Source organism: Zhongshania marina (genome assembly GCF_002915595.1).
GTDB classification, from domain to species: domain Bacteria; phylum Pseudomonadota; class Gammaproteobacteria; order Pseudomonadales; family Spongiibacteraceae; genus Spongiibacter; species Spongiibacter marinus_B.
On record NZ_PQGG01000013.1, the window covers coordinates 1 to 16,351 of the forward strand.

18 protein-coding genes and 2 tRNA genes are annotated in these 16,351 nt (G+C 51.1%); 8 read left to right on the forward strand and 12 right to left on the reverse strand.

The genetic code is table 11. From position 1 onward, the window contains the following. The 10 genes from C0068_RS05865 to C0068_RS05910 all read right to left on the reverse strand — a co-directional run. Positions 1–395 (reverse strand): PKD domain-containing protein (locus C0068_RS05865; protein ID WP_233208752.1); only part of this gene is annotated, 395 nt, incomplete at its 3' end. A gap of 343 nt (positions 396–738) precedes the next feature. Continuing rightward, positions 739–815, reverse strand: a tRNA-Met gene (locus tag C0068_RS05870). A gap of 72 nt (positions 816–887) precedes the next feature. Next, positions 888–1,979 (reverse strand): redox-regulated ATPase YchF, encoded by a 1,092-nt coding sequence (ychF, locus tag C0068_RS05875; protein ID WP_103683564.1) that lies wholly within the window; start codon positions 1,977–1,979, stop codon positions 888–890. Positions 1,980–1,985: 6 nt separating this feature from the next. After that, positions 1,986–2,573, reverse strand: coding sequence for an aminoacyl-tRNA hydrolase (gene pth / locus C0068_RS05880; protein ID WP_103683565.1), 588 nt, complete (start codon positions 2,571–2,573; stop codon positions 1,986–1,988). Between the two features lie 39 nt (positions 2,574–2,612). Then, on the reverse strand, positions 2,613–3,239 hold the full coding sequence (locus C0068_RS05885; protein ID WP_199176119.1) for a 50S ribosomal protein L25/general stress protein Ctc: 627 nt from the start codon (positions 3,237–3,239) through the stop codon (positions 2,613–2,615). 87 nt (positions 3,240–3,326) lie between these two features. Beyond that, complete coding sequence (locus C0068_RS05890) at positions 3,327–4,259, reverse strand: ribose-phosphate pyrophosphokinase (RefSeq protein WP_103683687.1); 933 nt, start codon at positions 4,257–4,259, stop codon at positions 3,327–3,329. Positions 4,260–4,413: 154 nt separating this feature from the next. Continuing rightward, positions 4,414–4,488, reverse strand: a tRNA-Gln gene (locus C0068_RS05895). Positions 4,489–4,506: 18 nt separating this feature from the next. Further along, positions 4,507–5,355 carry a 4-(cytidine 5'-diphospho)-2-C-methyl-D-erythritol kinase gene (ispE, locus tag C0068_RS05900; protein ID WP_103683567.1) on the reverse strand — a complete coding sequence of 283 codons (849 nt, stop codon included), beginning with the start codon at positions 5,353–5,355 and terminating at the stop codon, positions 4,507–4,509. Next, positions 5,355–5,945, reverse strand: coding sequence for a lipoprotein insertase outer membrane protein LolB (gene lolB, locus C0068_RS05905; RefSeq protein WP_103683568.1), 591 nt, complete (start codon positions 5,943–5,945; stop codon positions 5,355–5,357). The genes ispE and lolB overlap by 1 nt, the downstream gene beginning before the upstream one ends. Then, positions 5,938–7,701: a tetratricopeptide repeat protein gene (locus C0068_RS05910; RefSeq protein WP_103683569.1), complete on the reverse strand. Its 1,764-nt coding sequence runs from the start codon at positions 7,699–7,701 to the stop codon at positions 5,938–5,940. The genes lolB and C0068_RS05910 overlap by 8 nt, the downstream gene beginning before the upstream one ends. Positions 7,702–7,884: 183 nt before the next feature. Between C0068_RS05910 and hemA the strand changes: the two genes are divergently transcribed. From hemA to rhlB, 6 genes are all read left to right on the forward strand, one after another. Further along, a complete protein-coding gene (hemA, locus tag C0068_RS05915; protein ID WP_103683570.1) occupies positions 7,885–9,156 on the forward strand; it encodes a glutamyl-tRNA reductase in 1,272 nt (423 codons plus the stop codon). A 29-nt stretch (positions 9,157–9,185) separates the two neighbouring features. Beyond that, positions 9,186–10,268 (forward strand): peptide chain release factor 1, encoded by a 1,083-nt coding sequence (gene prfA / locus C0068_RS05920; protein ID WP_103683571.1) that lies wholly within the window; start codon positions 9,186–9,188, stop codon positions 10,266–10,268. After that, positions 10,268–11,125, forward strand: coding sequence for a peptide chain release factor N(5)-glutamine methyltransferase (gene prmC, locus C0068_RS05925; RefSeq protein WP_233208753.1), 858 nt, complete (start codon positions 10,268–10,270; stop codon positions 11,123–11,125). Before prfA ends, prmC begins: the two co-directional genes overlap by 1 nt. Beyond that, on the forward strand, positions 11,125–11,874 hold the full coding sequence (locus C0068_RS05930) for a HesA/MoeB/ThiF family protein (RefSeq protein ID WP_103683572.1): 750 nt from the start codon (positions 11,125–11,127) through the stop codon (positions 11,872–11,874). Before prmC ends, C0068_RS05930 begins: the two co-directional genes overlap by 1 nt. Before the next feature lie 99 nt (positions 11,875–11,973). After that, positions 11,974–12,777 (forward strand): HvfX family Cu-binding RiPP maturation protein, encoded by an 804-nt coding sequence (locus tag C0068_RS05935; RefSeq protein ID WP_103683573.1) that lies wholly within the window; start codon positions 11,974–11,976, stop codon positions 12,775–12,777. A 43-nt stretch (positions 12,778–12,820) separates the two neighbouring features. Continuing rightward, positions 12,821–14,206 (forward strand): ATP-dependent RNA helicase RhlB, encoded by a 1,386-nt coding sequence (rhlB, locus tag C0068_RS05940; RefSeq protein ID WP_103683574.1) that lies wholly within the window; start codon positions 12,821–12,823, stop codon positions 14,204–14,206. Here the strand turns inward: rhlB and cysZ are convergent. Beyond that, entirely contained in the window at positions 14,203–14,940 is a 738-nt protein-coding gene (cysZ, locus tag C0068_RS05945) for a sulfate transporter CysZ (RefSeq protein WP_233208754.1), read from the reverse strand. The genes rhlB and cysZ overlap by 4 nt on opposite strands. A 218-nt stretch (positions 14,941–15,158) precedes the next feature. On the opposite strand from cysZ, the gene C0068_RS05950 reads away from it, so the two are divergent. Then, positions 15,159–15,524, forward strand: coding sequence for a hypothetical protein (locus tag C0068_RS05950; RefSeq protein WP_103683575.1), 366 nt, complete (start codon positions 15,159–15,161; stop codon positions 15,522–15,524). On the opposite strand, the gene C0068_RS05955 is transcribed toward C0068_RS05950, so the two are convergent. Further along, on the reverse strand, positions 15,525–15,737 hold the full coding sequence (locus C0068_RS05955) for a cysteine-rich CWC family protein (protein WP_199176121.1): 213 nt from the start codon (positions 15,735–15,737) through the stop codon (positions 15,525–15,527). A gap of 31 nt (positions 15,738–15,768) precedes the next feature. Here C0068_RS05955 and smrA point away from each other — a divergent pair, with 31 nt between their 5' ends. After that, positions 15,769–16,350, forward strand: a complete 582-nt coding sequence (gene smrA / locus C0068_RS05960; RefSeq protein WP_103683576.1) for a DNA endonuclease SmrA — start codon at positions 15,769–15,771, stop codon at positions 16,348–16,350. Position 16,351: the final 1 nt, after the last annotated feature.

The window sequence follows — 16,351 nt, forward strand, 5'->3', positions numbered from 1 at the left end:
CTGCTTGTTACCGTGACGGAGTCAGGGGAGCTATTTAGCTCGCCATCGTTAACGACGAGCTGGAAAGTATATTGACCGTCTACGTCAGCTGAGAATTGTGGGTTCGCAGCAGTGGTGCTCGAAAGAGAGCTGGCACTGCCGTTAGGCTTTGATGTGGTAGACCATAAGTAAGTAAGAGAATCGCCGTCGGCATCGGAGCTGCTGCTGCCATTTAGAGAGGCGAGCGTACCAGTTGTTACGTTCTGATCCGGGCCAGCGTTAGCAGTGGGGGTGCTGTTGGCAGTGCTGCCCGGAGGAGTTTCCGGTGTTCCACCACCGCCGCCACCGCCACACCCTACGATGGTGGCAGTTAAAATTAAGGTAAAGATAGCTCTAAGTAATTGTCTAATTTCCATACGTTTAAATCCTTGTTTTGTTTATGCGGCCGGATTCTAGATGAATTTCCTATGTTAAGGAATGCTTTTGTGCTCGTAGTGAAAGCGCTTTCTCTTAATCATTAAATGGATAATGCGAAGTGTGTCTTCGCTTCATTGATCACATAAAAAGCTAGATTGTAAGTCTAGGCGTTGATTTACTGAGGTTGTGGATATGGCTTCCGCTGCGTATGGTATCTCCGGTAGGGCAGCTTCGTTAGAGCGCTTTTTTCGGTGAGCAAGGGGGGGGGGGGCATCGACCCGTCGATGGCGGTGTGCTTTTCGATAGACGAAAAAAACCACCCTTTGGTGGTTTTTAGAATAATGGTAGCAAGGGGCGGATTCGAACCGCCGACCCCAACATTATGAGTGTTGTGCTCTAACCAACTGAGCTACCTTGCCACAGTCTCTCTTGAGAGAAGGCGCGCATTTTCCAAGGATCGGCGCACCTTGTCAAGCGCGGATCAGTCTGCGTTAAACATTGAAGCGGAAATGGACGACGTCGCCGTCTTTGACAATGTAGTCTTTGCCTTCTAGGCGCCATTTTCCAGCGTCTTTTGTGCCTTGTTCGCCTTTGTATTGAATATAGTCGTTGTAGGCGATGACTTCTGCGCGGATGAAGCCTTTTTCAAAGTCAGTGTGGATAACGCCGGCAGATTGCGGCGCGGTGGCGCCGACGGGGATGGTCCATGCGCGAACTTCTTTCACGCCTGCGGTGAAGTAGGTTTGTAGGCCAAGCAGTTCGTAGCCAGCGCGAATAACGCGGTCGAGTCCAGCTTCTTCCATGCCGAGGTCGGTGAGGAATTCTTGCTTTTCGTCGTCGTCGAGTTCGGCGATTTCTGATTCAAGTTTATTGCAGATCGGTACCACGATAGCGCCGTCTTCGGCGGCGATGGCGCGAACAACGTCTAGGTGCGGGTTGTTTTCAAAGCCATCTTCGTTGACATTGGCGATGTACATGGTGGGTTTAATGGTTAGCAGGTGTAGGGCCTTGGTGCGGGCGAGTTCGTCGCTGTCTAGTGCTAGTGAGCGTACCGGCTTACCTTGGTCTAGGTGTGCTAATAGCTTTTCATATAGATTTTTTAGCACGGTGGCATCTTTGTCGCCGCTACGTGCAACCCGAACGATTTTTTGTAATTGCTTATCGATACTTTCCATATCGGCAAGGGCAAGTTCGGTGTTGATCACGTCGATATCTGCGGCAGGGTCAATTTTGTTGGCGACGTGAATAATATTGTCGTTGTCAAAGCAGCGGACAACGTGGGCAATGGCGTGGGTCTCGCGGATGTTGGCGAGGAATTTATTTCCTAGGCCTTCACCTTTTGAGGCACCGGCTACTAGTCCGGCAATGTCTACAAACTCCATTGTGGCGGGCAAGATTCGCTCTGGCTTTACGATCTCGGCCAGTGCCTGCAGGCGTGTGTCTGGTACCATGACGATGCCGGAATTGGGCTCGATAGTGCAAAACGGAAAGTTCGCCGCGTCGATGCCAGCCTTGGTGAGTGCATTAAAGAGGGTGGACTTGCCGACATTGGGCAGTCCGACGATGCCGCAGTTAAAACCCATGTGATATTACCCTTGTTTGTAGCTGTGCAGTTGATTCATGGCCTTGGCCCAATCGCCGCGTATGGCGTCTGGTAGTGTACGCAGAGCTTCGTCAATGCAATGATCGATGCTAATGCGCTCATCTGTTGGTGGTTTGCCAAGTACGTAATTGGTGACTTGCGATGCGTGACCGGGGTGGCCGATACCGACCCTAAGCCGGTGGAATTTGCTATTGTTGCCGAGTTGGGCGACGGTGTCGCGCAGGCCGTTATGGCCGCCGTGACCGCCACCGCTTTTGTAGCGAGCGGTGCCTGCTGGGATGTCTAATTCGTCGTGGGCGACAAGTATTGCTTCTGGTGAAATTTTGTAGAAATTCGCCAGTGCGGCAATGGCTTGTCCGCTGCGGTTCATAAACGTGGTGGGAATTAGTAGGCGCAGGTCGTGGCCGTGGTAGTGAATTCTGGCAGTGTCGCCGAAAAAACGCGGTTCGTTATTGAGTGCGCAGCCCTGTTGCCGAGCTAGCTCTGAAACAAACCAGGCGCCCGCATTGTGACGTGTATCTTGATATTGTGGGCCGGGATTCGCCAGCCCTACTATCAGTTTTATCGTTTCCAATGGTGCGCCTGTGGCTGTTAGCCTCGAAGGGCTGTCAGCTTACTCTTCTTCTGATGGAGCTTCTTCATCGCTGCTGCTGCCGCCACGTGGCGCGTGTACAGTTGCGATAGCTTGGTCATGATCTGCGCCCAGAGCCAATGCAGTGCTTTCTACGCCGGCAGGTAGGGCGAGGTCAGAAATGTGCAGTGTGGTACCGGTTTCAATCAGCGCCATGTCCACTTCGATGAACTCAGGCAGATCTTTAGGCAGACACTGTACTTCGAGGTCAGTCGCTGCGTGAGTGATGTTACCGCCCTGGGTTTTTACGCCAACACAGCTTTCTTCGTTTAAGAAGTGCAGTGGAACGTGCAGGGTAATTTTGGTGTTGGCGTCAACGCGCAAAAAGTCTGCGTGTAGTATTTTGAGCTTAGCGGGATGACGCTGAAGGTCTTTAAGTACTACTGACTCTTGCTTGCCGTCGATGTCTAGGGTGACAACAGAAGTGAAGAAGGCTTCATCTTCTAAGAACCACAACAGATCTTTGTGCAGAATGCTGATCATTTGCGGTTCATTGCTGCCACCGTAAACAATAGCTGGTACTTCATTTTCCAGACGACGTAGGCGGCGGCTCGCACCTTTCCCTACATCTGTGCGCGCTTTGGCGCTAACTGTGTAATCGCTAGACATAATAGTCTCCTTAATAACGCGAAAACCGCCGACTTGCGACCAGTGCGGCGGTAAATGTCGATAGCTTTGTTGCTAAACCGGGTTGGCTTAACGGAACAGAGCGCTTATCGACTCTTCATTGCTGACCCGTCGGATTGACTCGGCCAGCAGATTTGCCAGGGTTAACTGGCGAATTTTGCTGCATTTCTTAGCATCTTCTGACAGCGGAATGGTGTCGGTGACAACCAGTTCGTCTAGTTCAGAGCCATTGATGTTCTTAATGGCGGCGCCGGATAATACAGGATGTGTACAGTAAGCGACAACTTTTGCTGCACCGTGTTGCTTTAATGCCTCTGCTGCTTTGCATAATGTGCCGGCGGTGTCGACCATATCGTCTACTAGCAAGCAGGTTTTACCCTGTACTTCACCGATAATATGCATAACCTGTGCAACGCCAGCTTGCGGGCGGCGTTTGTCGATGATCGCAAGGTCCGCGTCGTCTAATTGCTTGGCTACTGCGCGGGCGCGAACGACACCGCCGATGTCCGGTGAGACAACCATTTGGTTTTCGTATTGCTGACGGCTGATGTCATCCAGCAATACTGGTGAGCCGTAAACATTGTCTACTGGTACGTCGAAGAAGCCTTGAATCTGTTCAGCGTGTAGGTCTACCGTCAATACACGGTTAATACCCACGCCACTCATCATGTCAGCCACCACTTTGGCAGAGATGGGTACACGCTGCGAGCGCACGCGGCGGTCTTGGCGGGCGTAGCCGAAATAAGGCACGACGGCGGTTATGCGGCCAGCGGATGCTCTGCGCATGGCGTCTGCCATAACAATCAATTCCATCAGATTGTCATTAGTTGGTGCGCAGGTAGGTTGTAATAGAAATACATCTGCACCGCGAACGTTTTCATTTACTTCAACGTAAATTTCGCCGTCGCTGAATTTGCCGACAGTGGCGTCGCCAAGGGGTAGGTGCAAATGCTCAACAACTTTACGTGCGAGTTCGGGATTGGCATTGCCGGTGAAGACCATCATCTTGGGCACGGTCAGAGTCCTGTTGGGCATGTGTGTTTTTGAAAAATTAGGTGGTAACTGGCGGGTTCACTATAACCGCACAGTATTCAGATCGTTATTGTGCGCGACTGATTCTGAATAACATGCCGCTTTTGGCGGCATGGTGTAAATATGGCTGGGGTGGTAGGACTCGAACCTACGGATGCTGAGATCAAAACCCAGTGCCTTACCACTTGGCGACACCCCAATAAACTTTTCAAGATAACTATTTAATTAAGCCCAGTGCTCTATGCAGTGGCGAGGTATTTATGCCTCGGGCAACAAAGCCGTCAATTTCTGTGGGCCGTTGCGCGCAAACTGTCTCTGCAGTTATCTGATCTTCGAAGCTGGCAAACACGCATGCGCCTGTTCCGGTTAGCTTCGCGGGAGAGAATTGTTCCAGCCAAATCAAGGCTTTATCAATCTTCGGATATAGTTTTCGAACCAGCGGTTCACAACTATTTCCGGTACCCCCCTCAAGAAAGGTCGCTATTTTGATCGGTGAGTCATGGCGTGTCAATTGTTCATGACAAAAAATTTCTGCGGTGGAGACGTGGCAGTCGGGCTTTAGCACCACATACCATAATTCTTGAGTTTCCACGGGGGTTAATTTTTCACCAATTCCTTCCGCCCACGCGGTTTTTCCGCGCACAAATACCGGGACGTCAGCGCCCAGCTCAAGGCCTATTTCGGCGAGCTGATTTACGCTGAGATCGAGCTGCCATAGCTGGTTGAGGCCGAGTAGGGTGCTTGCGGCATCGGAGCTGCCGCCGCCAATGCCGCCGCCCATAGGCAGGCGCTTTTCTAAGGTGATATTTGCGCCGCAGGGAATGTCGCGGGCAAATGGCTGCAATTTGCGGGCGGCGCGAAAAACCAGATTGTCTTCGATGTTAACGCCACTAAGCGCGTTAATGAGCGCTAATTTGCCGTCGTCTCGATGGCTAAGCTGAAGGGTGTCGCCGTAATCAAGTAGTTGAAATAAAGTTTGCAGCTCATGATAGCCGTCATCGCGACGGCCGGTGATCTTTAAGAATAGATTGATTTTAGCGGGGCAGGGCAGTGAGAGCGTTTGCATTATTTGGCGCAGAACTCCGGTTGCTCCTGCCATTCACTAACAATTAGGGTAATACGTGCATTGGCAGATTTTGCGTGAATCCGGTCCGGTAACTGATGAAATGGTGTGCGGTAATGGTAGCTAATATGCCAACCAATTTGGTTTAGCTCTTCTAGCTGGCCATTGGTATTGACGCGGCCCTCTAGTTTTTCGGTGAACATGGCGCGGCCTCTTACCCAAAAACGCAGCGCTTCAACGGGAATTGGCCAGTCCGCGCGGCTGGCCAGTTCTTCAATGCTGTCGGCGTGAATGCTTTCGCCGTTTTGTATTAGGCGGGCGCCAGATTGGTCTGACGATAATTCAATGCTACCTGCGCCCAGTGGCCCGCTGAGCCTAATTCGCGCGCTGTCGGCGTCGCATTGTGCCCAGTTAATGGTGGCACTTTCTTGTTTTCTGCCCTGCCAAAAGCCTATTTTCCCTTGCAGTTGCCAGGTTAAAGATTCGCTGTCGACGGGGGGCTTAGGCGGTGTCGCACAGGCGCTAAGCAGTAGTGCGACAATAAGGGCTAGACCGCGAAAGAGAGTTGAGTTTGACATTATTGCGCTACTCATTGAAAAGTCCTAGTTTGCGAAGCGTATCCATAATTATGGGGCTGTTGGGAGTATCTTTTAGGCCTTCTTGCCAGACTAATTTGGCGCGGGCTTGGTCGCCGCTTAGCCACAGAGCCTCACCGAGGTGGGCTGCAATCTCGTGATCTTGAGTTTGTTTAAATGCTTTCTCTAGTAGGGAGACGGCTTCGCTGATATTACCTTTTAAAAGCATGATCCAGCCATAACTATCAATTATGGCGGGATCATTTGGCTCGAGCTCTAGGGCGCGTTTTACGAGTAGTTCGGCCTCGTCGAGCCGGCTGGGATCAAGGTTGGCGAGGCTGTAGCCGAGTGCATTCAGCGCGGTCGCGTTATCGGGGTCGCGGCTAATAATATGTTGAAGGTCGTGTTCGACTGCGTCGATATTACCTAGTCTTTCGCTAAACAATGAGCGTGCATAGCGCAGTTCTTCGCTGTCGGTATTGGTCGACAAGGCCTCGCTAAGTAGGTCGTAGCCCTGTTGATAGCGGGCTTCTTTACGCAGTATTTCGGCCTCTAGCTGGTAGATATAGCTTGCTTGTTCTGGGTGGTTTGCCCGTAAGTTTTCCAGTCTCTCTAGGGCTTTATCAACGCTTTCGATCGCGAGGCTGATACTGGCAATGCGCTGGCTGGCTTTGCCAAATTCGTCACCACCGGTTGCCTGTAGGTAGTGCTTAATTGCTTCGGGCCAGTTTTGATCTTCTTCGTCTAAGCGGCCCAGAATGTAATTGGCGCGGCTGCGAAGTTCTGGGCTGTCCTTGAGTGAATTTAGCTGCGCGGCTACCTCGGCAGTATTGCTGAGTTCGCGGTTGATGAGCATAAGCTCTAGCAGTAGGTCGCGGTCATTGGGGTTTTGGCGCAGAAGCTCTTCGTATTGGGCTTTTGCCTGAAAGAGATCAACTTTGACTAAGCGTCGCGCAAGGTCGTGGCGAAGGCGCTTGTGATGGGGGTTTTGATCTACGGCATAACGCAGCCGAGTTAGTGCGTCGTCGTCGCGGTTTAGTTGGCTTAGGGTACGGGTTTCAATTAGCAGTGCATGAGGGTTGTCAGGCTCTTCATTTAGCACTTCTTGTATCAGCGCTAGCGCCGCCTCTTCCTGTGCTTGGTATTGCAGCATTAATGCTTTGGCAATTTTTAAGGAGTTGTCGCTGGGGTGTAGTTTTAATTGCTGATTTAGCTCGGCTAAAAATTGCGCTTGCTCGGCCTCTGGCCGTGTTAGTGCTGAGGCGGCCAGTGCGGCAAAATTACTGTCGCCGCCCAGTTCCAGCACTTTGATCATATAGGGAAGTGCCGTCAGCGGATTTTTTGTTTTGCTGAGGGCCGACGACAAAATGAAGTTGGCTTCTGCGGTTTCGGGTTCTTGCTCTACCCAGAGTTTGGCGTAGGTTGCGGCGGTTTCGTCGCGGCCCAAATATTGGGCTAGTTTTGCCGTTGTAGTAATGACCCCAAGATCGCCAGTTTTTTCGGCTTGGTAAGTGTAGTTGTCTAGCGCGGTGTCTAGGTCTTGATTGCGAAGTGCCACTTCGGCAATTAGTAAATCAAAAAAGGCGTCTTCTGGAAAAGGTCGGGTATGCTCCACCGCTTTTTTTGCGCTGGATGTAGTGCTTGGGGCCGGATCTTGCTTTGCTGTTAGTGCAGCGCAGCCGCCAAGTAACATCGACAGGCTTAATAGCAGGCTGGTTAGGGATTGGTGCATAGTGACAATTTCAGTACCGTGTTTAAAGGCCAATGTTAGCATGGCTATTTGTTGGTGGTTAGGGCTGCTGCATAGGACAGTTGCCGCGATGTTTAATTCGCACTTGCAGGCTTCGGCGCAGATTGTTTAGTAAAAGCCGGTAATAAAATCCACATTTGGCCCCTGTCTTGCTAAAATTCCCTGCTATTTTAGCTCGGCTCCGTAAAGGCAGGCACTCGGCATTCCATGAATTTGCTCGTAATTGGCATTAATCACAATTCGGCACCCGTCTCGATTCGAGAGCGGGTCGCGTTTGTGCCTGAGCAAATGCACGGCGCCTTAAGGGATGCTGTTGCCAGTACTGGGGTGTCTGAGTTGGCGATTTTGTCCACATGCAATCGCACTGAACTCTACGGTATTGCAGGTGACGACGGCGACGCCGCTGCAGCGGGTATGTTGGATTGGTTGTCTAGCTACCATCATATCGACCGTGATGAGCTGAGCGCGTGTATATATGACCATCGGCGCGATGGCGCCTTAAAACATATGATGGAAGTGGCCGCTGGCTTGGATTCTATGGTGCTTGGTGAGCCGCAAATATTAGGGCAAATGAAGTCTGCCTATGCTGTTGCCGTCGATGCTGGTACGGCAAATGGCGTGCTGCACCGTACTTTTGCGCATGTGTTTTCAGTTGCCAAGCGGGTGCGCACTGACACCGCGGTAGGCGAGAATCCCGTGTCAGTTGCCTATGCGGCAGTTAATTTAACTCAGCACGTGTTTTCTTCTTTAAGCAGCTGCACTGCTCTGCTGATTGGCGCGGGGGAAACCATCGAGCTGGTCGCGCGCCATCTTCATGATAAGGGTGTAAAGCGCCTAATTATTGCTAACCGAACCTTGGAGCGCGCGCGCGAACTGGCAGAAAAGTTTGGTGCCGAGGCTGTCATGCTAGCGGATATTCCCCACTGTCTCATTAGTGCTGATATTGTTGTGGCTTCTACGGCTAGCCAATTGCCGATTCTGGGCAAGGGCGCGGTTGAGGGTGCACTTAAAAAGCGCAAGCATCGGCCAATGGTTATGGTAGATATTGCAGTGCCACGGGATATTGAGCCGCAGGTTGCCGAATTAGCGGATGTGTATTTGTATACCGTTGATGATTTGCGCGAAATTGTGGAAGAAAATAAACGCGCTCGTCAGAGTGAGGCCCGCAAGGCAGGGGATATTATTAGCTTGGCGCTGGCTGAGTGGGAATCGCAATTGCGAGCCTTGGATGCGGTGGGTACCGTGAGAGATTACCGCGCCCAAGCGGAACAGCTACGCGACACCGAACTAGACCGTGCGCTGCGCAATTTGGCCCGGGGCGACGACGCAGAACAGGTACTTGAGCAACTCGCTCGGGGCTTAACTAATAAATTAATCCACAGTCCAACCACACAAATAAAAGAAGCCGGTGCCAAGGGGCGAACCGACCTTATTCACTGGGCGCGGGAATTATTTCAGCTCAAAGACAGCGATTCCTGAAGCAGCTAAAACCTTAAAAGCGAGAAAATATGAAGGCCTCCATTGTCACTAAACTCGACAATTTGCTTGATCGATACGAAGAGATCGGCGCGCTATTGAGCGACGGCGAAATTATTGCCAATCAAGATCGTTTTCGCGGCTTGTCTCGGGAGTATGCCGAGATTGAGCCGGTAGTAGATGCTTACGGCCGTTTCCGTCAGGTCGAAGAGGATTTGGCGGAGGCGACGGCAATGCTATCGGAAGACGATGCTGAAATGCGAGAAATGGCTGAGGACGAGGTCGCGTCAGCCAAGGAAAAGCTAGAAGCATTAGAGTTAGAGCTGCAAACCTTGTTGCTACCCCGCGACCCCAACGACTCCCACAACGTATTTTTAGAGATACGCGCTGGTACCGGCGGTGATGAAGCGGCTATTTTTGCCGGTGATTTGTTTCGTATGTACTCCCGCTATGCCGAGCGTAAGGGTTGGCGAGTTGAGGTTCTAAGTGAGCGGCAGGGGGAGCATGGCGGATATAAAGAAATTATTAGCCGCGTAGCGGGGCAGGAAGTATACGGCCATCTTAAATTTGAGTCCGGCGCCCACCGTGTGCAGCGTGTACCGGAAACCGAATCCCAGGGGCGTATTCACACATCTGCGTGCACCGTGGCAGTAATGGCGGAGCCGGAAGAGGCAGATGAAATAGAAATTAATAAGGCAGATTTGCGTATCGACACCTTCCGCTCTAGCGGCGCGGGTGGTCAGCACGTTAACACTACTGATTCAGCGGTGCGTATTGTGCATATTCCTACCGGTATTGTGGTGGAGTGCCAAGATGAGCGCTCGCAGCATAAAAACAAAGCGCGGGCGATGTCTTTATTGGCGGCAAAAGTAAACGATGCGGCCAGCAGTAAATTGCAAGCAGACCAAGCCACAGAGCGCCGTAATTTGGTGGGTAGCGGCGACCGGTCGGAGCGTATCCGCACCTATAATTTTCCACAGGGTCGCGTTACTGACCACCGAATTAACTTAACCTTGTATAAATTAGATGAGTTTGTGCAGGGGGATGTGGATTGTGTGGTGTCACCGTTACGCCAGGAATATCAGGCTGACTTACTGGCGGCTTTGGCGGAATAATGACGGATTCGCAGCTGCCTAGCATGAGCATTGCGGCTGCGATGGCAATGCGAACCCGCTTGTCTGCGCTAAGCGATTCCCCAGATTTAGATGTTTCTCTATTGCTCTGTCGCTGCATTGATAAGCCGCGCAGCTATTTGTATAGCTGGCCAGAGCGTGAATTGACAGCGGAGCAGCAACAGCAGTTTCTGCAATTTTTAGCGCGCCGCATTGCGGGCGAACCGATTGCCCATATTTTGGGTGAGCGTGATTTTTGGTCATTGCCATTGGCGGTGTCTCCCCTGACATTAATTCCTAGGCCTGACACGGAGTGCTTGGTAGAGCGCGCATTAGAAATGCTGACGGGCCAAGAGAACCCACTGATATTAGATTTGGGGACGGGTACCGGTGCTATTGCTTTAGCTTTGGCGTCAGAGCGAGCGGATGCGGAGGTGCTGGCATCTGACTTCTCATCTGAGGTAGTCGCTTTGGCCCAGCGGAACCGCGATGCCCTTGGGCTGACAAACCTGCAGCTGGTGTGTTCAAACTGGTTTAGCGATATTCCCCGCAAGCGCTTTAATCTCATCGTTAGCAATCCGCCATATATTGATCCCGACGACCCTCATTTGAGTCAGGGCGATGTTCGCTTTGAGCCAATGTCGGCATTGGTGGCTGCTGAGGGTGGCATGGCGGACTTGCGGTGTATTATTCAAGAATCGCCGGGCTATCTAATGGCTGGCGGCGAATTGCTGCTTGAGCACGGCTATGATCAAGGTGAACTGGTGCGTCAGGCTTTAAGTGAGCGGGGCTTTACGCAGGTGGCATCGCAGCTCGACTACGGTGGCAACGAGCGCATAAGCTGGGGGCGGTGGCAATGATGAATGACGAACAACTATTGCGCTATAGCCGCCATATTTTACTGCCTAGCTTAGATGTAGATGGCCAGCAGGCATTGCTAGATAGCAAGGTGTTGATTGTCGGCATGGGTGGTCTCGGTTGCCCAGCGGCATTGTACTTAGCGGCATCAGGTGTGGGCGAATTGCATTTGGCGGATGACGACATCGTTGAACTCAGTAATTTGCAGCGTCAAATTGCCCACGGCCACGCTGATATTGGACGCGCAAAGGCGGAGTCCGTTGCCGACAGTATCAAAGCCATTAATTCAGACACAACCTTATTGATATTGAACGAGCGCTTAAGTGGTAAAACCTTAAGTGCTGCCGTTCAGGCGGTTGATGTGGTGGTGGACGCCAGTGATAATTTCGCAACGCGTTTTGCCCTGAATGAGGCCTGTGCGTTGGCGCGGCGGCCGCTTATTTCTGGCGCAGCCATTCGTGGTGAGGCCCAGCTCAGTGTGTTTGATTTTAGGCGCGATGACTCACCATGCTATCGTTGCCTATATCACGAGGCGGACGACGCGACCCTGAATTGTTCAGAAAGCGGCGTGTTAGCTCCGGTCGTCGGTATGATGGGGAGCATGCAGGCGCTAGAAACAATAAAGTGCATTGCTGGTATTGGCGAGCCACTAGTTGGTCGCGTACTGCTAATAGATGGCATGAGCATGGAGTTGCGACAGCTTAATTTACGTCGCGACCCAGAGTGTCCAGTTTGTCGCCTGCGGGGCTAGGCTACAGGGATGTAGTGATCCCTACGGTGGTTATCTTGCCCGTCTTAAAATAAGATCCATAAACAAATATCGCCAAAATAATCATAATGAGGGATTACTATGAGGTTTATTTTCAGGTGCTACTATTTTCTGCACGACGGCATTTTTGCGCTCCTTTCAAAGTTGGATGGCATCCCCCCCTTATTAATTCGCCTATATTTGTCGCCTATTATGCTCGCGGCGGGGCTATATAAACTTCATCATTTTGACGCCACCGCGATGTGGTTAGAGCAGGGCTTGAATTTACCCTATCCTGAGGTAATGGCGTATTTGGTGACCTACACTGAGCTTGTTGGCGGTTTTTTGTTGTTATTCGGTTTAGCGGTGCGCTGGGCGAGTATTCCGTTGATGGTGGCGATGCTGGTTGCGGCATTTACCGTGCATTGGGACAACGGCTGGTTTGCAATTGCACCGAGTAGCCCTGTGACCAGCACGGCAAAACCCTTGGCGGATATTGGTGTGCCGATGGCGAAAGCCAGTATGGAAAATAGCATCGGTGTCGGGGAGCGTTTAGAGCGAGCGAGAACCATACTGAATGAATATGGCCATTACGGTTGGCTGGTTGAAAAAGGTAATTTTGCGGTACTCAATAACGGTATCGAATTTGCGGCCACGTATTTCATTCTCCTCTTGAGTCTCTTGTTTAGCGGTGCTGGTCGTTATTTTAGTTTGGATTATTACCTTGACCGCCGCGCGCGGGAATATATTAAGCCCAAGTCTGTAGAGCAAAAAGATGAGCCGCTTGTAGAGCCAGAAGCTAAGCCGGTCGAGCAGAAAACTGAGGCACCGGTTGCGTCGGAAGCGAGTTCAGAGCCCGCTGCAAAACCACCAGAAACTCAGGCTGGCCCAGTTGCGGACGAATGATGCTAGAATGGCTGATTATTGAGCAATGTAAGAAGAGTATATTTTGTTAAAAAAGTTGTTTGGATCAGCTAAAAAAGCGCCCTCAACGGTAGGTCAAAATACCGCCGCCGACGCGCAGAGTGCAATACCTAAGTCCGGCGCAGCGGATACAAATGAAAAACACCGCGATGGGCACAAGCGTGGCCGCGAACGAGGTGCGAATAAAGCAGTGGCTAAAGCCGTTTCCACTTGGTCGCTTAAAGACTTTGATGTAGCACCGGAAGAGGGAAAGACCCGCTTTCACGATCTTGATCTCGACGAACGGTTAATGCACGGCATTGCCGACACCGGATTCAAATACTGCTCGCCAATTCAGGCGGCCTCTTTACCCCATACCCTACGTGGCAACGACGTTATAGGTAAGGCCCAGACCGGTACGGGTAAAACCGCCGCGTTTCTGATCACCATTTTTAACGATTTATTGAGTAATCCAATCGAAGAAGAGCGTTTTGCTGGCGAGCCCCGTGCGTTGGTTATCGCACCGACCCGAGAGCTGGTCGTGCAGATTGGTGATGACGCCCGCAAGCTTGGCAAATATTGCGGCTTAAATGTTGTCACCCTAATTGGCGGTATGGATTACCAAAAGCAGCAGGATAAATTGGCTGGTATGGTCGACATCGTTGTTGCAACGCCAGGCCGTCTTTTGGATTTTGAAGGTCGTAAAGACTTGTATCTCGATCAAATCGAAATTCTGGTTATCGACGAAGCTGACCGCATGTTGGACATGGGCTTTATTCCGCAGGTGAAGCGCATTGTGCGTTCTTGCCCGCGCAAAAGTCATCGTCAGACCCTGTTATTTAGCGCGACCTTTACCGACGATATTATTCGCCTGACCGAACAGTGGACCGAAGAGCCGGTGAATATTGAAATCGAGCCTGAAAGTGTGGCGACAGATACCGTCGATCAAAAAGTGTATTTGGTAGAGTCGCAGGACAAATTCAAATTGCTGCTCAATATTGTTCGTCACGAGAGTGCAACAAGCGTCATTATTTTTGCTAATCGCCGCGACGAAACCCGCCGCCTATTTGAAAAATTGCAAAAAGCAGGTATTCGCTGCGGCATTCTGTCCGGCGAAATTCCACAAAATAAGCGTTCGCGAACGCTGCAGCAATTTAAAGATGGTGAAATTGAGTGTTTGGTGGCTACCGACGTTGCCGGTCGTGGTATTCACGTCAATGGCGTGAGTCATGTGATTAATTACACGCTGCCAGAGGATGCTGACGACTATGTGCATCGCATTGGTCGTACCGGTCGCGCTGGCGCAACGGGCACGTCTATCAGCTTTGCCTGTGAGGATGACGCCTTTCTATTGCCAGGTATTGAGGCCGAGCTGGGAATGAAGCTACCCTGTGAACGTCCGCCAGAACATTTGCTGGCGGGTGTGCGCTAAGCCTTATCTTTAAAATGTTCGACCCACATCAAGGTACCGCCGCAAACTGCGGCGGGCATAATAAATAAATTTAAAATTGGCACCATTGTGCCCAGCATGACCAGCGCACCGAAACTTGCGCTGGTGCCTCTATGGCTCGCTATTCGTTTGCGGGCATCTTTAAAGCTGAGTTTGTGATTGTCCATGGGATAGTCGCAGTATTCTATCGCCATCATCCAGGCATTTAGCGCAAACCATAGCAGGGGTGCCAGCGGTGAAATTACAAAACTGGCGATCAGGGTAAGAATGGCAAAGCCCAGATAATACAGTAGTTTTTGGCATTCTCGACCTATGCTTTTGGGAAAGCTGGCGATGGCCATCGCGATGGTTTCGCGCCCCGACACCTCTTGCCCAGTGAGCATTTCTTCAACCTTCTCCGCTAACAGCCCATTAAACGGTGCGGCAATAATATTGGCTACTGTGCTGAATATATACATCACAATAGCTAATACTAAAATCACTGCCAGTGGCCATAGAATCCAGCGTAAAAAGTCTAGCCACGTGGGGAGCCATTCAACGACTTGGTTGATCCAGCCCGACATGGCTTCTAATGTTAAGGTGGTGAATGCGCCAAAAATAATAAAATTAATGAGCAGTGGAATGGCAACAAAAAGGCGTATGCCAGGTTGCCGGATAATAGTGAAGCCGCGCAATAAATAGTCTGGACCGCTAAGTGGGCGTGCATTCATATTCATTATTACCTGCAACAAATAAATTTTTGAGTTTGGCGATTCGCTCGCTTTCCCCCGCTTGGCAAAGCCGCTATGCTTTTTTGGGGCTGAGCTTGTAGGTTGATTTTGAGTTAAGGTCACCATAATAACGATTTGAACGCTGGCTTGTGAAGGCTGCATTTGTGCAGGTAGATACAGCGCGGCAATTAACTATTTAATGTAATGACTGAGGGATGCGTCTAATGAAAGCAATATATGGGGTGGTAGTGGCGGTGATATTTGCGGTGTCGGGTAGCGTGCAGGCCGACGATTTAGGCGAGTCTTACAATATTATGTGCGAAAAAATGAAGTCCTGTGCGCTGAAAAATATTGGTGAGGCAGATTTGACGCCGGATTTGCGGGCAATGGTCATGGCGAGTCTAGAGGGGGCGTGTGTCTCTATTCAGCAGCAATTTAATAATGTCGCTACGGCGCATCCCCTTTATGGACCAGCGAGTGCATGTATGAAATCTATGACGGCGCTGAGCTGCGAACAAATTGAAAATATGAGCGACGAGAAAACCCCAGAGTGTGCCCGCTATGAGAAAATGGCGGAGAGTTATCAGTAATTAATTATCGATGGGGCGGCCGCACTGCTGGCACAGGCAACGCTTATCTGCACCGATGTTAGCAGCGCGCTGTTTGGCTTCTTCGTTGATAGTGGTGCTCATGCACCAACAGCTCGAAGCTTCGCGTCCCGCCGCAATCGCACATTGATTGTCTTGTTCACAAAGCGGGCAGCGCATTGAGTCGGAGTAGGAAACAGGACTGACGGTAGACATTTTTATTCCTTGAACGCCGGTGGAGGTATATATGGGCGACGATGATAGATTGTTCGCTGAAGAGATGGCCGGTGTCAAACCACTTGAGCTTGAGCGGCGGGTTGTTCTTAAAAAAGACAGCGGTGATGCGGTGAGTATTGCGGCTCGCCGTGCGGCAGCAACGGCGAGTAGCGAGGCGCGTAATTTTTTGTCGACCTCTGATATTGAATTGCTTGATCCATACTATGTGCTGGAGTTTCGCCGTGAGGGCGTGCAACACGGCGTTTTTCGACGTTTAAAGCAGGGCAAATACGCCATCGAGGCACGTTTAGACTTACATAAGATGACGGTGGATCAGGCGCGCCTGCAGGTTTTTGAATTTATTCGCGAAGCGATGAAGGCAGACCTGCGCACTGTGATGATTGTGCATGGGCGCGGCCATCACAGTGAGTCTAAGGGGGCGGTGATAAAATCCTATGTAAATCGCTGGTTACCTGAAATGGATGAGGTTCAGGGTTTTAGCAGCGCGCAACCTCAGCATGGTGGTGCGGGTGCGGTATACATTATGTTGCGTAAAAGTGAGCGGAAAAAGCAGGAAAATCGCGACCGCTTGGCACGCGGTCGCAGTGTTTAGC